We start from the raw sequence: 21,350 nt of genomic DNA, 5'->3' as shown, positions 1-21,350 counted from the left end.
CAGGATGTCCATAAATCATTGGAATAGATAGCATAGCTGCCCTGAAAAGGATGAATAGGAGGAGCACGATGAACCCATTAGGAAAATTGCTGGTGATTGGATTTGGACCAGGAGATATGGAACATATCACAAAACGGGCGCTGGATGCGCTGGCCGAAAGTGAGGTCATTATCGGCTACAATACCTACGTTGATTTGATCCGTCCGTTGTTGAACGGACAGGAGATTGTACGTACAGGGATGACAGAGGAAGTGAGCCGTGCGCAGGAGGCGGTTCGCCAAGCAGAGATGGGCAAGAAGGTAGCCGTCATTTCCAGTGGAGATGCAGGAGTCTATGGCATGGCAGGGCTGGTGTACGAAGTGTTGATGCAAAAAGGCTGGCGACGCGAGGACGGGGTTGAGGTAGAAGTCGTACCGGGGATCTCGGCTATTCAGTCCTGTGCTTCGTTGCTGGGGGCGCCGGTTATGCATGATGCTTGCACGATCAGTCTGAGTGATCATCTGACCCCGTGGGAAACGATTGTGAAGCGCGTAGAAGCAGCGGCTTCGGCCGATTTTGTGATTGCATTATACAACCCGCGCAGTGGTCGGCGTACCCGCCAAATTGTGGAGACACAGTCCATTTTGCTTCGTTACCGCGATCCGAAAACTCCGGTCGGGCTGGTGAAGAGTGCTTATCGTGAACGTCAGCAAGTTATTGTAACGACGCTGGAAGATATGCTGAACCATGATATCGGGATGCTGACGACTGTAATCATCGGCAATTCCTCGACGACGGTGTATGACGGCTTGATCGTGACTCCGCGCGGATATCAGCGCAAATACACGCTGGATGCGACCGAGCAGGCGCTCAAGCCGCATCAGCGGCTCCGCACGGAAGCGGAGCCGTGGTCGCTGGATGCGTCGCAGGCTGGAGCAGCTCCAGCCGTGACTGGACCCTCCGCGAGCGGCGCTTCGGTTGCGACGCAGGCACGCCCGCAAGCGATGGCTGCCGTGCAGGCAACGACTGCTGTGCAAACCGGCGCAGCCCCGGCATCGCTGGCAGCAGAGGCGCTAAGCCGCCTCGCTATCGGCGGTAAGCTGCCTGGCGAAGCCAACGCTCGCTGGAGCGGGCAAGCGCCTGCTGCCGAGAGCACCGCCAGAACGTCAGCGGTGGCCGGAGCGGGAGCCCCGGCCGTGATGGCGACAGGCGGCTTTGGCAAGCCTGCGCTATTTGAGGTGGGCGTTTCCCCGGGTGTGGGAAACAAGAAGTTCACCGCTCGCCAGATGGCGCTGCTCGCTGAGGTAGCGGGTGATGACGGCGAGCTGGAATACACGCCAGATCATCAGATCGTGCTGCGCGTGCCGTGTGCAGACCCCGAGGAACTGGTCGGGCGGCTGCGGGATGAACGATTCATTGTCATGCCGATTGGCGATGTGTTTAGGGTGAAGGCGTGCGACTTCTGCAATATGGAGAAGGATGACTCGGTGCCTGTGGCTGAGCATTTACAGGTTGTACTTGGCGGATTACAGGCACCCAAGGAAACGAGCATTGCTTTGAACGGATGCGGTATGGCCTGCTATGGAGCCGTACTGGAGGATATCGGAATCGTCTATCGCAAGGGTGGGTACGATCTCTTCCTCGGTGGCAAAAAATTCGGCCGCAATGCTCATGCCGCTCAGCCTGTAGCGGAAGGAATTCCGGGTGATCAGATTACCGACATCGTGGAGAACGTCATCGCTGAATATAAGGAAAAAGGGCATCCGAATGAGCGTTTTCATAAATTTTTTAAGCGTGTAGGTGTCGTTGCGGGGTTCCGGCATGAGGATGCACCAGCAACGGTAGAAGTGAATGCGGTTTGTGGTGATTAATGGACTGAAGGCCTGATGAACTGGATACAAGCATATATATAATAGGGCGTCATGCAGGCTATCCCTATTAAAGAGGAGGAAACAACAGCAGTGGATGCAATATTGTTGGTTGGACATGGAAGTCGGGACCCGGAGGGGAACCAGGAACTGCTGGAATTTGCACAGGCAGTGGCAGATCGGGTACCGGAAATGTGCGTGGAAACCTGTTTCTTGGAGTTGGCACGTCCCAGCATTGCTGATGGGATGCAAACTTGTGTGGAGAAAGGGGCGACACGTGTCGTTCTTATTCCGATTATCTTGTTCGCAGCGGTACATGCCAAAATTGATATTCCGATGGCTATTGACCGGGCAAAGGCGAAATATCCGCAGGTGGAATTTGTATACGGACGTCCGATTGGTGTTCACGAGAAAATCGTCAGCATTCTGCTAAGCCGCTTGAAAGAGGCCCGTCCGGTTGCAGTTCCAGCGGGGATGAATAGCGCGGTCGAGGTATCTGACGAAGAAACGGCGGTACTTGTATTAGGACGCGGAAGTAGCGATCCAGATGCGAACAGTGACTTTTTCAAAATCACCCGTATGCTGTGGGAGAAGCTTCCTTATACATGGGTAGAGAGCAGCTTTATCGGTGTGACGCAGCCTTCCTTTCCCGATGGATTGGAGCGTTGTGTACGATTGGGTGCCAAAAAGATTATCGTGCTTCCCTATTTTCTGTTCACGGGTGTGCTAATTAAGCGCATCGGAGAAATGACCCAGGAATTTGCCGAGGCTCACCCTGCATTACAAGTGGAGATGGGCGGATATTTTGGTTTCCATCCCCAATTGATTGAACTGGTGCTGGAGCGAGCTAAGGAAGGCTTGTTCGGCAAGGTTACAGCCAATTGTGATAACTGCCAGTTCCGTCTGGAGGCGCAGGAGCATCACCATCATCACCACGACCATAACCATGACCACGATCATCATCATGAACATGAGCATCACCACCACCATCATGCACATGAGCACGACCATCATGATCACCATACACACAGCCACGATCACACTCATGAGCATGTCCATGCTCACAGCCATGATGACCATGATCACCATCACGAGCATTCACATACGCCATCTGTGATGAACGGAAGCGGGCAGGTGAAGGGCTCATGATATTCATGCTATGCGGAACGAGCGATGCTCGGGAATTGGCGCTGCAAATCCGTGACAATGGCTTCAACGTATTGACCTCGGTCGTAACCGAAAGCGCGGCGGCCAGCTTGTCCGAAGCGGGGCTGGACGTACGTACAGGCCGAATGACAGCCGATGAAATGACTACAATGATTCGGGAGCAGGGAATACAGGCGGTTGTTGATGCCAGTCATCCTTTTGCGGAAGAAGCACATGCGAATGCGATGACAGCCGCTCGCGAGTCCGGAGTTCCTTATATTCGCTACGAGCGGGCGGGACTTGTATATGACAATCATCCGTTGCTCCACATCGTGTCTTCCTATGAAGAAGCCGCATTAGAAGCGAAGCAACTCAAAGGTTCTGTAATGCTTACGACGGGCAGTAAGACGCTCGGCACGTTCACCAAGCATTTACTCGGAGACCCGGAGATTCGTCTGGTTATACGCATGCTGCCGCGCCTGGACAATATGGAGAAATGCGGCGAACTGGGCATGGAGCAAAAAAATATTATTGCCATGCAGGGACCCTTTTCCCGCGAGATGAACGAAGCATTGTACAAGCACTATGGCACGACCGTGATGGTCACCAAGGAAAGCGGAAGCACGGGAGCAGTGGATGAAAAGGTTCAATCTGCATTGGAGCTGGGGATTCACGTACTTTTGATTTCCAGGCCGGAAGTGGAATTTGGCACAGTATTTGATCATTTCGACGGAGTCATCAACGCACTGCGTACAGCAAAAGAGAAAACTTCAATTTGAGTTGAGCCTTACCCCTGCGAGTCCAGTTCATCAGGAACGACTTCTGGCATGTATTTAAAATATAGTCATCTTAAAACAGGTGTTTTTACAGGTATCCATGATTTTAGTAGCAATGAATTGTCATTTTCCTAAACTATTTTCTAATTTTCCATAAGGGAGTGGTCTACCATGGATTTCAAAACAGAATTTAAACCGCTAACGGTACAGCCGCAGGAGATTGAAGGCAAAAGCTTCGAGATGATCACAGAAGAATTGGGAGAGCATCCTTTTACAGCAGAGCAATATCCCGTTGTACAGCGTGTCATTCATGCATCTGCTGATTTTGAGCTGGGCCGCAGCATGGTGTTTCATCCAAAAGCGATTGAAGCCGGGATTGCAGCTATTCGCGCAGGACAGCAGGTAGTGGCGGATGTGCAGATGATTCAAGCGGGGCTGAGCAAGGATCGTATCCGTCAATTTGGTGGGGATGTGCATGTGTACATATCTGACCCTGACGTCATGGAAGAAGCGAAAAGGCTGAATACGACACGCGCCATTATTTCGATGCGCAAAGCGATTCAGGCGAGCGAAGGTGGTATCTATGCGATTGGTAATGCGCCGACAGCGTTGCTGGAGCTGATTCGTCTGGTGAAAGAAGGAGCGGCCAAGCCCGGACTGGTGATTGGCATGCCCGTAGGCTTCGTATCGGCGGCAGAATCCAAGGACGAGCTGCGCAAGCTGGATATTCCGTTCATTACGAATATTGGACGCAAGGGCGGCAGTACAATTGTCGTAGCAGCATTGAATGCGATCTCCTTAATGGCTGTCCGCTAGATGCGGTTGTCCGTTTGCTGTATCATGAAATGAAATGAATTGGAACATGATCAGCAGAAGAGGTTAAGGAGGAATTGTCATGGAAAAGGAAGCGGCGTCCGCCGACAAGCCCAAACGGATGAAAAGCGGTGAAGCTCCCGCACCGGACAAGCCAATGCGGTCAGGCTTTACGACAGGAGCTTGTGCGGCTGCAGTAGCCAAAGGAGCGGTACAACTGCTCATCACGGGCATTCCGCCGAAGGAAGCAGTGATATCGCTGCCCGCGGGCTTCGATCAGGCGTTTGAGCTGATTGAGCCTGTGTTGGACGCGGACGAAGCTTCCTGCACGACGATCAAGGACGGTGGCGATGACCCAGATGCCACGCATCAGGCGAGAATTATCGCGTCCGTTAGCTGGCGCGAGGAGCCGGGCATTGAACTGGACGGTGGCATCGGCGTGGGGCGGGTAACGAAGCCCGGTCTGCCTGTGCCTGTCGGAGAAGCAGCGATTAATCCGGTGCCGCGCCGGATGATTACGGAGGCTGTGACAGGTGTGCTTGAGGAGCACGGATCGGCCAAAGGTGTCCGTGTCGTCATCAGCGTACCGGACGGTGAAGAAATTGCCAAGAAAACGCTGAACGGGCGGCTTGGCATTCTTGGCGGTATTTCCATACTAGGCACGCGTGGTGTGGTCGTTCCGTTTTCCACGTCAGCTTATAAAGCCAGTGTCGTGCAGGCCATATCAGTTGCGCAAGCGATGAACTGCCAGGAGATAGTCCTGACCACAGGCGGCAGCAGTGAAAAATACGCCATGCAAATGTATGATCAGCTGACGGAAGAGGCCTTTATTCAGATGGGGGACTTTGTTGGCTTTGCTATAAAGCATGGGAAACGGCTGGGAATGAAAAAGATTATTCTCGTCGGTATGCCCGGTAAGCTGTCCAAGGTCGCTCAAGGTATCATGATGGTTCACTCCAAGAGCGCTCCGGTGGATTTTGGCTTTTTGGCTGAGGTCGCGCGTGAAGCGGGTGTGGATGAGTCGCTTGCAGCGGCAGTGGTAGAGGCGAATACAGCTACGCAGGTGGCGGATATGATGACCGAAGCGAATGCGCTGAGCTTTTTTGAAAAGCTGTGTACCTATGGATGTCAGCATTGTCTGGAGCATGCAGGTGGTGGAATCGTTGTGGAAATGGTACTGATAACGCTGAAAGGGAACGTGCTGGGGAGGGCGAGAGTCGGTGAGTAAAGTGATCCGTGTCATTGGTATCGGTGAAAATGGAGCGGCAGGTCTGTCGCAGGAAACATTGGAGCAAATTGAGCGTGCGGACCTGCTGGTTGGTGGAGAACGCCAGCTAGGATTTTTCAAGGCAGCCGCAGGGGAAAAACGAACATTAAAGAGCGGCTTATCCGCCGTGGTGGAAGAATTGGGACGGTTGCGTGAGGACAAGGATATTGTCGTGCTTGCGTCCGGAGATCCGCTTTTTTTTGGAATTGCAGGTTATTTGTCTGCCAAGCTGGGGGCGGAACATCTGGATATTATGCCGCATCTCAGCTCGGTTCAGCTGGCGTTTGCGCGTCTCGGTGAAAGCTGGCAGGATGCGGTGCTGGAAAGCGTACACGGTCGCCCGATGACCGGACTGGCGCAGCGGATTGACGGACAGAACAAGGTCGCGCTGTTGACGGACGACCGGAATCATCCCGGTGCAGTCGCTGCCTATCTGCTGCATTATGGCATGACGGAATATGATGCTTTTGTCGGCGAGCATTTGGGCGGACCGGATGAGGTGTATCAGCATTATACGCTGGAAGAGATGGCGCAGAGAACGTTCCAACCATTGAATGTGGTTATTTTGCGCCGCCGTAAGGGTGAAAACGTGCCTGCAATTCGGCGGGGATTTGGCTTCGAGGATGCGGAATTTCACCAGCGCAAGCCGGAAAAAGGGCTGATTACGAAGCGTGAAGTGCGCGTATTCAGCTTGTCCGAGCTGCGTCTGACCGAGCGGAGCATCGTATGGGACATCGGCGCAGGCTCTGGTTCTGTAGCGGTAGAATGTGCGCGACTGGCCAAGTATGGGCAAGTGTTTGCCATTGAGAAGAACGAAGGCGACCTGGCTAATGTCGAAGCGAACAAGATCAAATTCCGCACCGATTTCCCGGTTATTCATGCCAAAGCGCCTGCCGGATTGGACGAGCTGCCAGACCCGGATGCGGTGTTTATCGGTGGGAGCGGGGGAGAATTGTCCGAGCTGATTCGTCTGTGCGCTTCCCGTCTGCGTAAGGATGGACGAATTGTAGTGAATGCTGCAACGATTGAGACGCTACATGACGGTATGAAGGCGATGCAAACAGCAGGACTCGATACTTCGGTGACGTTACTGCAAACAGCGCGCAGCAAGCCGATTTTGAATATGACGCGTTTTGACGGACTCAATCCGATATATGTCATTACAGGACAGCCGTCGGTAGACGTGGCTGATGAAGTAGCAGGGGAGTAAGCTGGTAATTCAAGAGGGGGAGAGAGACAGCATGAATACGGCGGCAACAGGAACACTTTACGGCGTAGGCGTGGGGCCGGGTGATCCCGAGCTGATTACAGTCAAGGCGTATCGCATGATTCAGGAATGTGCAGTTGTGGCTTATCCGAAGAAACGCCGGGGAGGCAAATCGTATGCTCACGAGATCGTGGAGTTGTACGTCAACCCGGAGGAAAAGGAGATGCTAGGACTCATTTTTCCAATGACCAAGGACCCGGTTGTACTGGAGCGGGAGTGGAACAAAACGGTGGTTGCTTGCTGGGAAGCGCTGCGTGAAGGCAAGGATGTAGCTTTTGTCACAGAGGGAGACCCCAATCTGTACAGTACCTTTATTCACTTGGCACGACTCATGAAGGACCTCCATCCAGAGGTGCCAATTGTATCTATTCCGGGCATTTCGTCTGTGTTGGGCGCAGCGGCAGCGCTGGAATTGCCTTTGGCAGACGGAGATCAGCAGGTCGGTATTATACCGGCTACGGATGATCGGGAAGCGATGAAGCGGGCGATTGAGAATCACGATACGGTCGTGTTTATTAAGGTTGCCAAGGTGTTGGATTTGATTTTGGATGTGCTGGATGAGCTTAATCTTGGGGACTGTGCATCGGTCATTACCAAGGTCACTTCTCCTTATGAAATGGTATGGCGCAACGCACGTGAGCTGCGCGGACAGGAGCTTGAATATTTGAGTTTAATGGTGGTGAGCAAATGACGTTGGAGCCCAAAGTATATATCGTAGGAGCAGGTCCCGGCGATCCGGAGCTGATTACGGTCAAAGGCTCCCGGCTTCTACGCACGGCCGATGTGGTATTGTACACGGATTCACTCGTGAACGACGAGTTGATTGCCACGGCCAAACCAGAGGCGCAGGTATTGCAAAGCTCAGGCATGGATCTGGAGCGGCAGGTTGAGATTATGAGCGAGGCTGTGCAGGCTGGATGCAGTGTAGCTCGCGTACATACAGGCGATCCGGCAGTGTACGGAGCCATTTTGGAACAGATGGTGTTGCTGAAGCAGCGCGGAGTAGCCTACGAAATCGTACCGGGCGTCAGCTCGGTCTTTGCTTCTGCGGCCGTGCTGGGTGCAGAGCTAACTGTGCCTGATCTGACACAGACCGTCATTCTGACGCGTGCTGAAGGCCGTACACCTGTACCGGATCGGGAAAAGCTGCGTGATCTGGCTTCCCATCACTGCACAGTGGCTTTATTCCTCAGCGCAACGCTGGCGAAGAAGGTGGTCGTTGAGTTTCTGGCGGCAGGCTGGAGCGAGGACACGCCTGTAGCGGTTGTACAGCGTGCGACCTGGCCGGATCAAAAGATCGTGCGCACGACGCTTGCTCAATTACCCGCCGATTTGCGTGCAGCAGGCATAACGATGCATGCCATGATTTTGGCGGGCTGGGCGCTCGACCCAGAGCTGGTGGACAAGGACGCGCATCGTTCCAAGCTGTATGATAAGTCGTTCACCCACGGCTACCGGAAGGGAGTGAAGCCCGGTGAGTAATCCATTTGCCGCTGTGGCGATCACGAAGCATGGAGTGGAAATGGTCCGCAATCTGGGAGCCAGCTTTCCGGGTACGGATGTGTATTACATGTCCAAATTTGAGCGTGGCGACGAGCAGGAGCGTGGCATTCAGTTGTTCGAAGGCTCGGTCAAGCTGATCTTGCCGGATTTATTTAAACAATATAACGGTATTATTTTATTTATATCTCTCGGTGCAGTGGTTCGTATGATTGCACCAATTTTGGTGGATAAAAAGGTAGACCCGGCGGTAGTCGTCATTGATGATCGCGGGGAGCATGTCATTAGCGTGCTGTCCGGTCATTTGGGCGGCGCCAATGAATTGACCCGCCATGTAGCCGCTGTGCTGGGCGCACGTGCGGTAATCACAACTGCATCGGACGTGCAGGGCACAATTCCGGTGGACATGTTGGGTCGAGAATTGGGTTGGGTGGTCGATAGCTTCGACAAGGCCACTCCCGTGAGCGCTGCTGTTGTGAACGAGGAGCCTGTTGCGCTCATACAAGAGACGGGCGAACGGAACTGGTGGCGTTATGACAAGCCTGTACCTGGACATATCAAGGTATATGCTTCGACGGCAGAAGCATTACAAGAACCGTTTAACGCCGCGTTGGTCGTGAGCGACCGTTTATTGGAGCCGGAGGAAGAGGAGCAACTTCTTTCTAATGGCGTGCTGTACCGTCCGAAAAGCTTGGTACTCGGCATTGGCTGCAACCGTGGGACTGCATTAGAGGAGCTGGAAGCGGGTGTGCTGAACACCTTGCAAGAGCTGCGTTTGTCCGTGAAAAGCGTACGGAATATTGCCACCATTGATTTGAAAAAGGACGAAGAGGGCTTACTTGCCCTTTGCGCCAAATACGGTTGGGAACTGGTGACGTATACTCCGTCAGAGCTGAATACGGTGCAGCTTCCCAATCCATCGGAAACCGTCTTTAAATACACTGGTGCATATGGGGTCAGTGAACCTTCAGCCTTGTTGTCCTCCGGTGCAGACCATTGGCTGCTGGAGAAGAAAAAAAGCGGCAATATGACGTTGTCTGTAGCGCGGGTTTCCTATGACTGACATCATGAAGCAGGCTGTACAGTCTGATCCGTCTGCCGCTACGCGCAGAAGCCGTATTGTTGTTGCCGGAACAGGCAGCGGCGCAGGCAAAACGACTGTTACCCTCGGGCTGATGAAGGCGTTCGCCGACAGCGGCCTGCGAGTGCAGGGGTTTAAATGCGGGCCGGATTATATCGATCCCACCTATCATACGGCCGCGACAGGGACATCTTCCCGTAATCTGGATTCATGGATGACCTCACCGGATACGGTGCGTGAAACCTTTATCCGTGCTTCCGAAGGCGCGGATATTTCCGTGATTGAAGGCGTCATGGGGCTGTATGACGGCAAGGACCCGCTCAGCAATACCGGCTCGACCGCTGAAATCGCCATGCTGACGGACAGCCCTGTATTGCTGGTGGTCGACGTGCGCAGTATGGCACGAAGCGCCGCCGCTATTGTGCTCGGCTTTCAGCGCTTGGAGCCCAAGCTACGCATTGTGGGCGTAATTGTGAATCGCTGCGGTAGCCAAGGGCACTATGGCATCGTCAAAAAGGCGATCGAGCAGGAGTGCGGCATCCCTGTGCTCGGCTGGTTAAAGCGTGATGACGGGCTGGATATTCCCGAGCGTCATCTGGGTTTAGTACCGGCTGTGGAACGCGGCGAGCTGGAGCCGCTTTTCCAACGGGCGGCAGAGCTGATCCGCGCGGGTACGGATCTGGATGCACTGCGGGCATTGGCAGATTCGGCTCCGCCGCCCAGCCCGCCCGAGCACCCATTATTTTCCCTGAATCGGCTTCCATCAGCAGGGCATGAAGCTGATACCGGGGAACGTCCCGTCATCGCCGTCGCCAGAGATGCTGCGTTCAATTTTTACTACCCGGAAAATATGGATTTGCTGCGTCAGGCGGGAGCAGAGATTGTCTATTTCAGTCCGCTGGCGGGAGAACGCGTACCTGAGCAGGCAAGCGGCCTATACCTGGGCGGCGGTTTCCCTGAAGAGTTTGCCGCAGATATCGCTGCAAATACGGGTTTTTTGGAAGATATCCGCAACGCGGTGAGCCGGGATATGCCAGTATTCGCCGAATGCGGCGGTTATATGGTACTGGCACGGACTCTTACGGATCGTATGGGGAATGCCCATCACATGGCCGGAGTTATTCCGTCGGACGTCCGCATGCAGGAGAAACGGGCCGCACTGGGATACCGTGAAGCAACAGCTTTGCAGGATTGCTTACTGCTGGAGGCTGGACAGACCATTCGGGGACATGAATTTCATTATTCTGTCATGCACTATGACGAATCATCCGCCCCCTACTCCTACGCCTATCAAACCAAGGGGATGCGTGGTCTTCAGAGCGAAGGCTATGCGAAAGGGAATCTTTTGGCAGCCTACACGCATGTTCATCTCGCTTCTCTTCCCAAAGCGGCAGCACGCTGGGTGGAACAATGCCGGGCTTACAGTCCATAGTTTTGCAAACGAGTCCACCATTTCATATAAACAAAAAGAAGCCGATTCCCTGAAAGGGGCCGGCTTTTCTAAATTTCAATAGATTTAAACCTTACATGGTATGGAAGCGTATACATTACTTTTTTGGTGGTTCACTTACATGAGCTTTTTCAGCTGGGAAATCCTTCCCTGACTCACGCCAAGCATGGAGGCGAGTTGTTTTTGTGAAGATGCTGGATGTTCTTCCATAAGCTCTCTCATTTTCTCCAAAATAACGTCTGTGCGCTGATAAATTTTTTTCATATGCATGTTTTGCTTAAGTGGGGGTGAATGGGTTTCAGTCGCTGTGACCGGAACTAAATCTTCCGTTTTCATCGAGGCCGCACATTCATCGCAGATAAACTGATCTTTAAAATAGGTGTTAGTATCAACCGCACCGCAAAATATACAGTTGGTTGATTTGTACTTACGGAGCATGAGTGTCTGGTCTTCAATAAAAAACTCTAATGGATCGCCGATGTCAATCTCCATCGTCATGCGCAACTCTTTAGGAAGCACAATTCGCCCCAAGCTGTCCAAGGGCCGGGTCATTCCAGTCCTTTTCATTCATGCAACCTCCCCGGTTTTTTAAGATTTATAGAATGTATAAGGTTTGAGGCAATTCTTATCAATTCTATAACCGCAAGCATAAATTTCTTACAAAAAGCGGCCCTTTATTGTTAATCAAGCATGGACGCACTTTTTTTCTTACGAGTATACCATAAAGAGGCCGAATCGCCATCGTTCAGATTTATAAATTTTGAATAAGTTTTAATAAGTTTATTCCGAGCGAACATATATGCTATAATCTTCTGCTAAAGGATTTAATAGGCCGTCTGTAGAATTATTTATATATGCCGTAGCTCGGACAATGATGGCGGTGTTATGGGAAATGAATGAGGGCCAAACAGAATTTTCTGAGCGTTTTGACCCCACAAACAAGAATGAATGACACGGACCCCGCCTTTAAAGTCCTTATATACAAGTCAGGCAAGGAGGATTTATCATGGAAAAAAGAAAAGCATTGTTGTTAGGAGATTATTCGTATCCGGAGTTTCACCCGCTGCAAGGGGTGGACGAAGAGATTAGCCATATTTTACAGGATTGGATGACGGTACAATGCAGTGAAAATCGTAAAATGCTGCTCAAGGAAAATCTAGCCTCATTCGATCTATGCATCTCGTATTGTGATAGCCGTAAGGAGGTTCTGTCTCCTCAACAAACAGCAGGACTGCTGTCCTATGTTAGCGGCGGAGGTGGACTGCTTGTGCTGCATAACGGAATCACATTGCAAGGACGTTATGAAATAGCACAGCTCATGGGAGCACGCTTCCTGCGGCATCCGGCAGCGGAGCAGCTTTCCTTCAAGGTAACAGAGCCGGATCATCCGATTATGGAAGGAATCGAACCGTTCGAGATGCAAGAGGAGCCATATCGTTTTGATTTTGATCCATTCACTGAAAAAACACTACTGATGGAATACGAGTATGAAGGTCAGTGGTGGCCGGCTGCATGGTCACTGTCCTATGGCTTGGGTCGGGTCGTCTACCTGATGCCTGGACATAATCAGCCAAGTTTCCAGCACGAGAGATACCGTAAGCTGCTGCTTCAGGCTGCTAAGTGGGCTGGACGCTTTCCGGGTTAAACATAGATCATTCCATTCATTGAGGAAGGGGAGCTGCGAGCTTTATGCAGCTCCCCTTTTCAGGTTATACTAGTAGGTAATCACAGGTAGGGGAGGATATATTATGAGCGATTTGTTCAAAAAAGCCATCTCATTGGGGTGGGGCCTCACCGTTGTCAGCAAAGAAAAGGTGGAGAAAGCCGTCGAGGATCTTGTAAACCGCGGAGAACTTGCGCCTTCGGAATCCAAAGCACTGGTCGATCGTCTGATCGAACGAGGGGCAGAGGAACAGGGACAATTCAAAACAGTGATCCGCGAACAGGTTAGCCGCATTTTGCAGGAGCTGGAAGTACCTACCGAAAATGATGTCACAAGTTTGGAGCAGCGTGTGGCATTGTTGGAAAAACAGGTAGCGGAGCTGGAAAAAGAAAAGGCGGCGCTTACGGGTTCGAGCGACGCTGAAGAAGCGAACCGGCTGGATTAAAATGGCGGTTCGTATGAAGCACGCCGGTCGTTACCGGGAAATTGCCATGGCGCTGGCGCGTCATGGCTTTGGCTATATGGTGGAAGAAATGGGACTGTTCCAGCTACTGTCACTGCCTCGCAAGTGGCTGACGAGAGAAACTCCCGAGTCCAAAACGTTAGGTGAACGGATTCGACTTGTGCTGGAGGATCTGGGGCCTGCATTCATCAAGCTTGGACAGTTGGCAAGCACACGTGCTGACCTGCTGCCGGAGCCTATTATCCGTGAGCTGGTTAAGCTTCAGGATCAGGTACCGCCGTTTTCATCTGAAACGGCGCGTGGCATTCTGGAGCAGGAGCTGGACACGTCATTAGAGGACATACTGGTTCGTTTTGACGATGTTCCGCTGGCCGCTGCTTCGATCGGGCAAGTGCATTTGGGCAAGCTGCACAGCGGCGAAATGGTCGCCATTAAAATCCAGCGTCCTGGCGTTAATCGCATCATTCGGCGAGATTTGGACATTTTGCGGGAACTGACCGCAATGGCAGCCAAGCGCTGGGAATGGGTAGAGCGGTATCAGCTTCGCCAGATGGTAGAGGAGCTGGGGAGATCGCTCATTCAGGAGTTGGATTACAACCACGAAGCCCGTAATACAGAGAAGATTGCGCTCCAATTTGAGCAGGACCCACATATCTATATTCCGAAAATATACTGGGATCATACCTCTTCCCGTATACTGACCATGGAGTTTCTAGACGGAACTCACTTGGGTAGTCGTGAAGAGCTATTACGCCGTGGATATAACTTGAAAGAACTGGCGCAGCGGCTGGTGAACAGCATGTTGCATCAAATTTTTATAGAGGGATTTTTTCATGCCGATCCCCATCCGGGGAATTTACTCGTTCTGAAAAATGGTAGTCTCGCTTATTTGGACTTTGGCATGACGGGAAGGCTGAGCGAAGAGATGAAGAATCATCTCGCTTCCCTCATTATTGCCCTGATGCGCAAAAATACCGATGCCATGGTTCGGTCTATCGCACGTTTGGGGCTGGTCGAACCGGATACCAACCTGAATGCGCTACGTGCCGATCTGGACAAGATACGCGAAGATTACTCAGACGTTCCTTTTTCACAGGTCAGTATTGGTGATGCTTTGAACGACCTGTTTGGCGCAGCGCAGCGCCATCGGATTGGTTTGCCGTCGGACGTCCTGTTGCTAGGCAAGGCGTTGCTGACACTGGAGGGGGTCGTGGAGCATCTGGACCCTGATCTCAGTATTATCGCTTTGGCTGAGCCCTTTGGTAACAGGCTGCTGAAGGAACGCTTCAGCGGTCGTCGTATCCGAGGCAAGCTGCTCGGCGGTGCGACTGAGCTGGTGGAAGCGCTGATGGAACTGCCAGGACAGGCGAGGCATTTAGCCTCGATTATCGGCAAGGGCAAGCTTAAGCTGGAGGTTACTGTGCCGGAGCTGGAAATGCTTCTGCGCAGGCTGGATCAGATCAGCAACCGCCTGTCATTCAGTATCGTGCTGTTAGCGTTCAGCATTATTATGGTCGGACTGATTATCGGTTCATCGCTGAATCATCAGGCGACCATGCTGTGGAATGTACCTGCTATTGAAATCGGCTTTGTTGTCGCTCTCTTAATGGTTGCCTTTTTACTGTATTCCATTTTTAAATCGGGAAGGTTTTAGATACCGACCAGAAAGGAGAGTTATGGATACTCATAAGATGAACACTGCCCTAATGGATGGTCTCCAAATTGCAGAGGTGCCTTGGCACCGCCTGACTACTCCTTATGGTAGAGGCACGGAGTTGCCGCAATTGATATCCAATGGGGAGTACGCAGCCATTGCTGATCTGATAGAGCATCAAGGCACACTGTGGCAGGTTACGCCGTGGGTGTTACTCTTCTTATTGCGTAATTTGCATACGAGAAATTCGGATGATATCACGCCGAGTGAGTTGGAACTGTACCATGCGGTTGTTGGAGCATTGGACATGGAAAATGCACAAGAGGATTCACAGAAGTCTGTTGAATCCCTAACCATGCTGCTGGACGAAAAATATCTATGGTCAGCAGACAGCGATCCAGAAGAAGATGAACTGGAATGGGAAGAGGAAGAAGCACGTGGTTATGATCCGGTAGCTTTTTGGAGTTATTATGACTATAGCTATCGATTATTGAAGCAAGCACTGCCTGACTTTGAGAGTTTACTCCAGCACCATGCAGACTCTGAGATTGCTGAAGCCCTATCGGAGCTTGTGCAGGAATTGCGAAAATTTTAAATATAAGAAAACGAATTAAACAAGCTATGAACGGAAACTAATCTTTTGCTAAGGAGTGATTTTAGTGGCAAAAAAATTAACGGATATACATCGAATACGTCTCCTAAGTCTCCTTCGTGATATTGGGTTTGAACCATCAAAAGTTACTATAGAAAATAAACAGGGGGAAACTGAGGTTATTGATTTAGAGTCCCCGTTACCAAAAGGGTTGCAAGCTGTTTTAAATTCTCGAGGCAGTCTAAGCAAGGAGCAATTACTTGAGATCGAAGAGAGTGTTAAACAATCCAGAGAGGATTGGGATTAGATGGGGTATCTATTTGATACGAATGCAGCTATTGCCCTTCATAGACTTGACTCATCTTTGGATAGAGTAATACGACAAGCTGAGAAAGATAAAGAGAATATCTTCTTTTCTGTTATAACTCAGTCCGAGTTTATAGCCGGGTTGCCTACTAATACTGACTTAGATTCGATACCTTTTCTTGGCGGGGAATTTATTGCAGTTAATTCAGAGATCGCAGTTAAAGCGGGGCGTATCAGAAGAGAACAAAAAGATAAGTTTGCAAGAAAGCTCAAGACCCCAGATGCGTTGATTCTTGCGACAGTTATTATAAACCAATTGGTACTGGTTACGGCGGATCAAGATTTACAGTTCGCGGAGTCTGAGTATGAAGTTAAGGTGATCAACTTTAGCAGGTTAGAATCTTAGGAATTGCAAAAATTTTAAATATAAGAAAACGAATAAGATGAAGTAAATGAACGATATTCCAAGGGAATAGATGATTTCTTTCTATAAACAGCCTTTTAACTCATTCGTCTCTGCGAACCCCTTACGTTATAATGATGGACTGAATGTAACGGACCGGGTCGTTTGAGAGAGACGAACTGAATGATAGGAGAGCCTTGGCGATTGGCAGCTGGACGGATGCCCGAAACCACACGGGTTGCGAGTCAACACGCTACTCTCTGTAAATATAGGAGGCTGGAACGAGACAGTATGAATCTTAGACAACAATGGTTCGGTAATATCCGGGCCGATATACTTGCGGGCATGACCGTGGCGCTAGCACTAATTCCCGAGGCGATTGCCTTCTCGATCATTGCGGGGGTCAATCCCATGGTCGGACTGTACGCCTCCATCTCGATGGCCATTGTCATCTCTTTTGCAGGTGGACGTCCGGCGATGATCTCGGCAGCAACCGGGGCCGTAGCTGTACTGGTCGTTGGTCTGGTGAAGGATCATGGCGTGGAATATCTGTTTGCAGCTACCATTTTGGCAGGAATTATTCAAGTGCTGCTGGGTGTTTTGAAAATAGGTCGCTTTATAAGCTTTATTTCACAGCCAGTCATGACCGGGTTTGTGAATGCGTTGGCGATCCTCGTCTTTATGGCTCAGCTTACTCATTTTCATGGAGCCAATTGGATCATGTACGCGATGGTAGCAGGTACGCTGCTCATTGTGTATATATTACCGAGATTTGTGAAAAGCATCCCCGCTCCATTGACGGCAATCATCATCATGACGATCATTACGTATATATTTGGATTGAATGTGAAAACGGTAGGAGATATCGGGACGCTGACCAGTTCGCTGCCTTCATTCCACTTGCCGCAAATTGAGTGGTCGTGGCATACTTTGCGGATCTTGCTGCCGTATTCCTTTACGATGGCACTGGTTGGACTGCTGGAATCGCTGCTGACAGCCAGCATTTTGGATGAAATGACCGAAACGAAAAGCAATAAAAACCGGGAAGCCCGTGGGCAAGGGATTGCCAACTTTGTAAATGGCTTTTTTGGGGGTATGGGTGGCTGTGCCATGATCGGACAATCCGTCATTAATGTCAGCTCAGGTGGAAGAGGGCGTTTGTCCACTTTTACGGCAGGGGTATTCTTGGCCTTTCTGCTGCTCGTACTTGGTGGAGTTGTGAAGGAAGTACCCATGGGCGCATTAGTGGGAGTTATGTTCATGGTGTGTATTGGAACTGTGGATTGGAAATCGCTGCGAAACATTGCCAAGGTTCCCAAAGCAGATACGTTGATTATGGTGGTCACGGTGATCATCGTGGTGGCTACGCATGATTTGTCCAAGGGCGTAATCGTGGGCGTACTGCTAAGTGCTCTGCATTTTGGCTGGAAAATGGCTAAAATCCGTATCAGTACGACTGAGGATCATGAAGAAAAGGTGTACCATGTCAGGGGGCCGATGTTTTTCGCCTCAACGTCTCATTTTGTTGATCATTTTGAACCTTCGGATGACCCGGACCGCGTTGTAGTGGACTTTAGCCATTCGCATGTTTGGGATCACTCGGCGGTTACTGCTATTGGCAAGGTGCTTCAAAAATACAGAAACTCAGGTAAAACTATTACCCTACAAGGGTTAAATGAGGAAAGCCGTTTAATTGTAGAGAAGCTCGGCGGTCCTGTAGTTACAGAGCCACTCGTGTGATGAATCGTATAGCATAAATCAAAGCTTGAAATGAAATTTATTCATTTCAAGCTTTTTTATTTATTTCTGAAATAAAACAACACTTTTCTTTCCTAAACCATAGATAAATATGACAAATTTTCATCAAAGTATTGACGTAATAATTGGGCAGGAATACAATCATTGTTATTAAGCAAAGCAAATACATAGGAATAATTGAAAATTGAAAGGTATGCACATATGAACTTAGACTGGGACTTTATTGTAGAGAGCTTGCCGCTATATGGAGAAGCCATGTGGCTGACGTTGAAGATCGCCTTTTTTGCTATTCTGTTTTCACTAGTCGTCGGTTTGCTATGCAGTATAGTACTGTATTACAAGGTGAAGGGAATTAGCGGCATCATTGTTGCCTATATTGAGCTTTCCCGAAATACGCCGCTGCTTGTTCAGTTATATTTTCTGTATTACGGGTTTACGAAAATAGGTCTGCATATGAGCGAAATGACGTGTGCCATTGTGGGCATGACCTTTTTGGGCGGGGGTTATATGGCTGAGGCGTTCCGTGGTGGAATCGAAGCCGTAAGTAAAACGCAAACGGAATCCGGGCTGAGTCTCGGATTGTCCAAGATACAACTGGCGAGATATGTTATTTTGCCACAGGCTTTTACCATCAGTGTTCCGTCTCTGGGAGCGAATGCGATTTTTCTACTCAAGGAGACCTCCATTGTTGGCGCCATTGCTTTATTAGATTTGATGAATGTGGCAAAAGACCTAATCGGTATGTACTACAAAACGACAGAATCGCTAATTCTGCTGGTATTGGCATATCTCGTCCTGCTTTTACCTTTGTCGATACTGCTGACTTGGGTGGAAAGGAAGGTGCGATATGCTGAATTCGGGGATTAATGTGCTCTTTGAAGGTTCCAATTTCGAGCGTCTATTAGGGGGATTACTCGTTACGCTGGAGATTGCGTTACTTTCCATTATTATCGGTACTCTATTAGGCATTCTGATGGGATTGCTGCGCACCTTACAATCAAGACCGATTCGGTTTGTGCTGAGATTATATTTGGAGACATTCCGCATTATTCCGATTTTGGTGTGGTTGTATGTTGTATATTTTGGATTTACGCCTTTGTTAAATGTGAATATCAGCGGAGAATTGACAGCAATTATCGTATTCAGCCTGTGGGGAGCAGCCGAGATTGGTGACCTTGTTCGGGGTGCATTGGAATCACTGCCCAAGCATCAGGTGGAATCCGGGCAGGCACTGGGACTGACATATGGGCAGTTATACCGCCATGTACTCATTCCCCAGGCGGTGCGCCGAATGCTTCCCGGTTCTATTAATTTGGCGACACGGATGATCAAAACCACTTCATTAGTAGTGCTGATCGGTGTAGTAGAAGTGGTCAAGGTCGGACAGCAGATTATTGAGCTTGGTGTAATCAAAGCGCCCTCGGCATCCTTTTGGGTGTATGGCTTTATTTTCATATTATATTTTCTCGTATGCTATCCGTTATCCAGACTTTCCAAAAGATTTGAACGCAGATGGCAAAATTAGCAGGATGGGGTGGGTGTCATGGGAGAGGCTGTGGAGGTTTTACTCGAAATTCGAGGGCTGCACAAAAGCTTCGAAGACCGAAAAGTATTACAACAGATTAATCTGGACGTAACGAAAGGGGAAGTCGTGGTCGTTCTCGGTCCTTCGGGATGTGGAAAAAGCACACTCCTCCGATGTCTCAATGGTCTGGAACCAGTTCAGAGCGGAGATATCCGTTATAGAGGGCAAGACCTGACGGACAAGAAAGTGAATTGGCGTGAGGTGCGTCAGCATATCGGAATGGTGTTCCAGAACTACGAGCTGTTTCCGCATATGACGGTCTTAGAAAATATATTGCTCGGCCCGCTTAAAGTTCAGCGGAGAAATAAGCAGGAGGCACTTGAGCAAGCGGAGCAGCTATTGGAGCGAGTGGGTCTGCTGGATCGCAAAGATGCGTATCCGAGACAATTATCAGGTGGGCAAAAGCAACGGATTGCGATTGTGCGCGCCCTGTGTATGAATCCGGAAATTATGCTCTTTGATGAAGTCACCGCATCCTTGGACCCGGAAATGGTCAGAGAGGTGCTGGATGTCATGCGAGAGCTGGCCCAACAGGGCATGACCATGATTATCGTGACGCATGAAATGGGATTTGCCAAGTCGGTAGGAGATCGTATCGTTTTTATGGATCAAGGACAGATATGCGAAATGACTACGCCGCAGCAATTTTTTACCCAACCGGAAACAGAGCGTGCCCAGCACTTTCTGGATATATTTCAGTACGAAACGATATGAGCATTTTGCATCAATTCCATGAGCGACTTCCAATCACAATATAGAGATCGACATGTTTCTATTGGTCTCTATATTGCACCCAGAAGCGAAAGAAACCGAATGATGCAAAATGCTGACAAACAGGGGGAGGAATACAGATGAGAAAAGGAATGAAGTTCACGACGTTATTACTGGCTTTGAGCTTGCTGCTTGTTGGTTTGGTGGGATGTGCAGGGGCTGGTAATACCAACGGTAGTTCAGGCTCGGCTAAATTTGCTTCGATTGAGGATATTAAAAAGAATGGCAAGATTCGAATCGGTGTATTTGCAGATAAGCCGCCTTTTGGCTACGTGGATTCGGAAGGGAAAAATCAAGGCTTTGACGTCTATATTGCGAAGCGGTTTGCCAAAGATCTCTTGGGTGACGAGTCCAAGGTGGAATTTGTTCTGGTGGATGCTGCCAGCCGGGTTGCCTATTTGGAATCCAACAAGGTAGATATCATCTTGGCTAACTTTACGGTGACCGATGAGCGTAAAGAAAAAGTTGATTTTGCCAATCCGTATATGAAATTATCCTTTGGCATTGTGTCACCTGATAGTGCTCCAATCACCACGATTGACCAATTGAAGGGTTCGGATCAAAAGCTGATTGTCGCAAAAGGAACGACGGCTGAAACCTATTTTACGAAAAATTATCCTGACATCAAGCTGCTCAAATTCGATCAATACACAGAGATTTTCTCAGCCCTCAAAGACAAACGCGGCGTTGCCATTGCCAACGATAATACAGAGCTGATCGCCTGGGCAAAGGCCAACCCCGGCTTTACCGTAACCATCCCGGCCTTTGGTGGTCAAGATACGATTGCACCCGCAGTAGCAAAGGGAAATAAGGAGTTGTTAGACTGGATCAACAATGAGTTGGCAACGTTGGGTAAGGAAAATTTTGTCCATCAAGCCTACAAGGACACACTGACCTCCGTTTATGGAGAAGGCTTTACAGATCAATTGGTCGTAGAGGGCGGCAAAGTGGATTAATCATCATATAAGGTACTTATTAAGCATAAAGAAGCGTTGGGCTTGCTGTCCC

Annotated in this window: 22 protein-coding genes; 21 read left to right on the top strand and 1 reads right to left on the bottom strand. The window is 50.1% G+C overall.

What is annotated here, in order from left to right; genetic code table 11:
- Positions 1 to 68: 68 nt before the first annotated feature.
- The 10 genes from cobJ to MKX46_RS13500 all read left to right on the top strand — a co-directional run bounded on the left by cobJ (position 69) and on the right by MKX46_RS13500 (position 11,129).
- Positions 69 to 1,850 (top strand): precorrin-3B C(17)-methyltransferase, encoded by a 1,782-nt coding sequence (gene cobJ / locus MKX46_RS13545; RefSeq protein ID WP_341071320.1) that lies wholly within the window; start codon positions 69 to 71, stop codon positions 1,848 to 1,850.
- A 90-nt stretch (positions 1,851 to 1,940) separates the two neighbouring features.
- Complete coding sequence (locus MKX46_RS13540) at positions 1,941 to 2,996, top strand: sirohydrochlorin chelatase (protein WP_341071319.1); 1,056 nt, start codon at positions 1,941 to 1,943, stop codon at positions 2,994 to 2,996.
- Entirely contained in the window at positions 2,993 to 3,772 is a 780-nt protein-coding gene (cobK, locus tag MKX46_RS13535) for a precorrin-6A reductase (protein ID WP_341071318.1), read from the top strand. Before MKX46_RS13540 ends, cobK begins: the two co-directional genes overlap by 4 nt.
- 168 nt (positions 3,773 to 3,940) lie before the next feature.
- Positions 3,941 to 4,585, top strand: coding sequence for a precorrin-8X methylmutase (locus MKX46_RS13530; RefSeq protein WP_069012857.1), 645 nt, complete (start codon positions 3,941 to 3,943; stop codon positions 4,583 to 4,585).
- A gap of 79 nt (positions 4,586 to 4,664) precedes the next feature.
- Positions 4,665 to 5,810: a cobalt-precorrin-5B (C(1))-methyltransferase gene (locus MKX46_RS13525; protein WP_341071317.1), complete on the top strand. Its 1,146-nt coding sequence runs from the start codon at positions 4,665 to 4,667 to the stop codon at positions 5,808 to 5,810.
- Positions 5,803 to 7,059, top strand: a complete 1,257-nt coding sequence (locus tag MKX46_RS13520; protein WP_069010069.1) for a bifunctional cobalt-precorrin-7 (C(5))-methyltransferase/cobalt-precorrin-6B (C(15))-methyltransferase — start codon at positions 5,803 to 5,805, stop codon at positions 7,057 to 7,059. The genes MKX46_RS13525 and MKX46_RS13520 overlap by 8 nt, the downstream gene beginning before the upstream one ends.
- A 31-nt stretch (positions 7,060 to 7,090) precedes the next feature.
- Positions 7,091 to 7,807, top strand: a complete 717-nt coding sequence (cobI, locus tag MKX46_RS13515) for a precorrin-2 C(20)-methyltransferase (protein WP_069010067.1) — start codon at positions 7,091 to 7,093, stop codon at positions 7,805 to 7,807.
- Positions 7,804 to 8,598 carry a precorrin-4 C(11)-methyltransferase gene (gene cobM / locus MKX46_RS13510; RefSeq protein ID WP_069010065.1) on the top strand — a complete coding sequence of 265 codons (795 nt, stop codon included), beginning with the start codon at positions 7,804 to 7,806 and terminating at the stop codon, positions 8,596 to 8,598. The genes cobI and cobM overlap by 4 nt, the downstream gene beginning before the upstream one ends.
- Positions 8,591 to 9,679: a cobalt-precorrin 5A hydrolase gene (locus tag MKX46_RS13505; RefSeq protein ID WP_069010063.1), complete on the top strand. Its 1,089-nt coding sequence runs from the start codon at positions 8,591 to 8,593 to the stop codon at positions 9,677 to 9,679. The genes cobM and MKX46_RS13505 overlap by 8 nt, the downstream gene beginning before the upstream one ends.
- Positions 9,672 to 11,129, top strand: a complete 1,458-nt coding sequence (locus tag MKX46_RS13500) for a cobyrinate a,c-diamide synthase (RefSeq protein ID WP_069010061.1) — start codon at positions 9,672 to 9,674, stop codon at positions 11,127 to 11,129. The genes MKX46_RS13505 and MKX46_RS13500 overlap by 8 nt, the downstream gene beginning before the upstream one ends.
- 135 nt (positions 11,130 to 11,264) lie before the next feature.
- On the opposite strand, the gene MKX46_RS13495 is transcribed toward MKX46_RS13500, so the two are convergent.
- A complete protein-coding gene (locus MKX46_RS13495) occupies positions 11,265 to 11,714 on the bottom strand; it encodes an AbrB/MazE/SpoVT family DNA-binding domain-containing protein (RefSeq protein WP_025721620.1) in 450 nt (149 codons plus the stop codon).
- 439 nt (positions 11,715 to 12,153) lie between these two features.
- Here MKX46_RS13495 and MKX46_RS13490 point away from each other — a divergent pair, with 439 nt between their 5' ends.
- From MKX46_RS13490 to MKX46_RS13440, 11 genes are all read left to right on the top strand, one after another.
- The gene (locus tag MKX46_RS13490; RefSeq protein WP_069010060.1) at positions 12,154 to 12,792 is read left to right on the top strand and encodes a ThuA domain-containing protein; all 639 of its coding nucleotides are present in this window, start codon (positions 12,154 to 12,156) and stop codon (positions 12,790 to 12,792) included.
- A 103-nt stretch (positions 12,793 to 12,895) separates the two neighbouring features.
- Positions 12,896 to 13,255, top strand: a complete 360-nt coding sequence (locus MKX46_RS13485; protein WP_013312404.1) for a phasin family protein — start codon at positions 12,896 to 12,898, stop codon at positions 13,253 to 13,255.
- A 1-nt stretch (position 13,256) separates the two neighbouring features.
- Positions 13,257 to 14,927, top strand: a complete 1,671-nt coding sequence (locus MKX46_RS13480) for an ABC1 kinase family protein (protein WP_069010059.1) — start codon at positions 13,257 to 13,259, stop codon at positions 14,925 to 14,927.
- Positions 14,928 to 14,949: 22 nt separating this feature from the next.
- Positions 14,950 to 15,522, top strand: a complete 573-nt coding sequence (locus tag MKX46_RS13475; RefSeq protein ID WP_029518579.1) for a hypothetical protein — start codon at positions 14,950 to 14,952, stop codon at positions 15,520 to 15,522.
- 64 nt (positions 15,523 to 15,586) lie between these two features.
- The gene (locus MKX46_RS13470) at positions 15,587 to 15,826 is read left to right on the top strand and encodes a hypothetical protein (RefSeq protein WP_016822811.1); all 240 of its coding nucleotides are present in this window, start codon (positions 15,587 to 15,589) and stop codon (positions 15,824 to 15,826) included.
- On the top strand, positions 15,827 to 16,231 hold the full coding sequence (locus MKX46_RS13465; RefSeq protein ID WP_341071316.1) for a PIN domain-containing protein: 405 nt from the start codon (positions 15,827 to 15,829) through the stop codon (positions 16,229 to 16,231). It begins immediately after the preceding gene.
- Positions 16,232 to 16,519: 288 nt separating this feature from the next.
- Positions 16,520 to 17,968, top strand: coding sequence for a SulP family inorganic anion transporter (locus tag MKX46_RS13460; RefSeq protein WP_340886665.1), 1,449 nt, complete (start codon positions 16,520 to 16,522; stop codon positions 17,966 to 17,968).
- Positions 17,969 to 18,187: 219 nt separating this feature from the next.
- Positions 18,188 to 18,853, top strand: a complete 666-nt coding sequence (locus MKX46_RS13455; protein ID WP_029518576.1) for an amino acid ABC transporter permease — start codon at positions 18,188 to 18,190, stop codon at positions 18,851 to 18,853.
- Complete coding sequence (locus MKX46_RS13450) at positions 18,834 to 19,511, top strand: amino acid ABC transporter permease (protein ID WP_029518575.1); 678 nt, start codon at positions 18,834 to 18,836, stop codon at positions 19,509 to 19,511. Before MKX46_RS13455 ends, MKX46_RS13450 begins: the two co-directional genes overlap by 20 nt.
- Before the next feature lie 18 nt (positions 19,512 to 19,529).
- A complete protein-coding gene (locus MKX46_RS13445; RefSeq protein ID WP_029518574.1) occupies positions 19,530 to 20,285 on the top strand; it encodes an amino acid ABC transporter ATP-binding protein in 756 nt (251 codons plus the stop codon).
- 137 nt (positions 20,286 to 20,422) lie between these two features.
- On the top strand, positions 20,423 to 21,298 hold the full coding sequence (locus tag MKX46_RS13440; RefSeq protein ID WP_341071315.1) for a cysteine ABC transporter substrate-binding protein: 876 nt from the start codon (positions 20,423 to 20,425) through the stop codon (positions 21,296 to 21,298).
- Positions 21,299 to 21,350 lie beyond the last annotated feature (52 nt).

This window comes from Paenibacillus sp. FSL P4-0113, from assembly GCF_038009305.1.
GTDB lineage: Bacteria > Bacillota > Bacilli > Paenibacillales > Paenibacillaceae > Paenibacillus > Paenibacillus polymyxa_D.
Note: the sequence above shows the minus strand (reverse complement) of the source record. Positions and strands in the feature narration are given on the sequence as shown.

What these genes read in the sequence shown, in the direction of transcription:
- MKX46_RS13455 (WP_029518576.1), top strand. Translation starts at nt 18,188, where the DNA reads ATGAACTTAGACTGGGACTTTATTGTAGAGAGCTTGCCGCTATATGGA.
- MKX46_RS13530 (WP_069012857.1), top strand. Translation starts at nt 3,941, where the DNA reads ATGGATTTCAAAACAGAATTTAAACCGCTAACGGTACAGCCGCAGGAG.
- MKX46_RS13480 (WP_069010059.1), top strand. Translation starts at nt 13,257, where the DNA reads ATGGCGGTTCGTATGAAGCACGCCGGTCGTTACCGGGAAATTGCCATG.
- MKX46_RS13440 (WP_341071315.1), top strand. Translation starts at nt 20,423, where the DNA reads ATGAGAAAAGGAATGAAGTTCACGACGTTATTACTGGCTTTGAGCTTG.
- cobK (WP_341071318.1), top strand. Translation starts at nt 2,993, where the DNA reads ATGATATTCATGCTATGCGGAACGAGCGATGCTCGGGAATTGGCGCTG.
- MKX46_RS13465 (WP_341071316.1), top strand. Translation starts at nt 15,827, where the DNA reads ATGGGGTATCTATTTGATACGAATGCAGCTATTGCCCTTCATAGACTT.
- cobI (WP_069010067.1), top strand. Translation starts at nt 7,091, where the DNA reads ATGAATACGGCGGCAACAGGAACACTTTACGGCGTAGGCGTGGGGCCG.
- MKX46_RS13460 (WP_340886665.1), top strand. Translation starts at nt 16,520, where the DNA reads ATGAATCTTAGACAACAATGGTTCGGTAATATCCGGGCCGATATACTT.
- MKX46_RS13500 (WP_069010061.1), top strand. Translation starts at nt 9,672, where the DNA reads ATGACTGACATCATGAAGCAGGCTGTACAGTCTGATCCGTCTGCCGCT.
- MKX46_RS13445 (WP_029518574.1), top strand. Translation starts at nt 19,530, where the DNA reads ATGGGAGAGGCTGTGGAGGTTTTACTCGAAATTCGAGGGCTGCACAAA.
- cobJ (WP_341071320.1), top strand. Translation starts at nt 69, where the DNA reads ATGAACCCATTAGGAAAATTGCTGGTGATTGGATTTGGACCAGGAGAT.
- MKX46_RS13525 (WP_341071317.1), top strand. Translation starts at nt 4,665, where the DNA reads ATGGAAAAGGAAGCGGCGTCCGCCGACAAGCCCAAACGGATGAAAAGC.
- MKX46_RS13490 (WP_069010060.1), top strand. Translation starts at nt 12,154, where the DNA reads ATGGAAAAAAGAAAAGCATTGTTGTTAGGAGATTATTCGTATCCGGAG.
- MKX46_RS13450 (WP_029518575.1), top strand. Translation starts at nt 18,834, where the DNA reads ATGCTGAATTCGGGGATTAATGTGCTCTTTGAAGGTTCCAATTTCGAG.
- cobM (WP_069010065.1), top strand. Translation starts at nt 7,804, where the DNA reads ATGACGTTGGAGCCCAAAGTATATATCGTAGGAGCAGGTCCCGGCGAT.
- MKX46_RS13485 (WP_013312404.1), top strand. Translation starts at nt 12,896, where the DNA reads ATGAGCGATTTGTTCAAAAAAGCCATCTCATTGGGGTGGGGCCTCACC.
- MKX46_RS13475 (WP_029518579.1), top strand. Translation starts at nt 14,950, where the DNA reads ATGGATACTCATAAGATGAACACTGCCCTAATGGATGGTCTCCAAATT.
- MKX46_RS13495 (WP_025721620.1), bottom strand. Translation starts at nt 11,714, where the DNA reads ATGAAAAGGACTGGAATGACCCGGCCCTTGGACAGCTTGGGGCGAATT.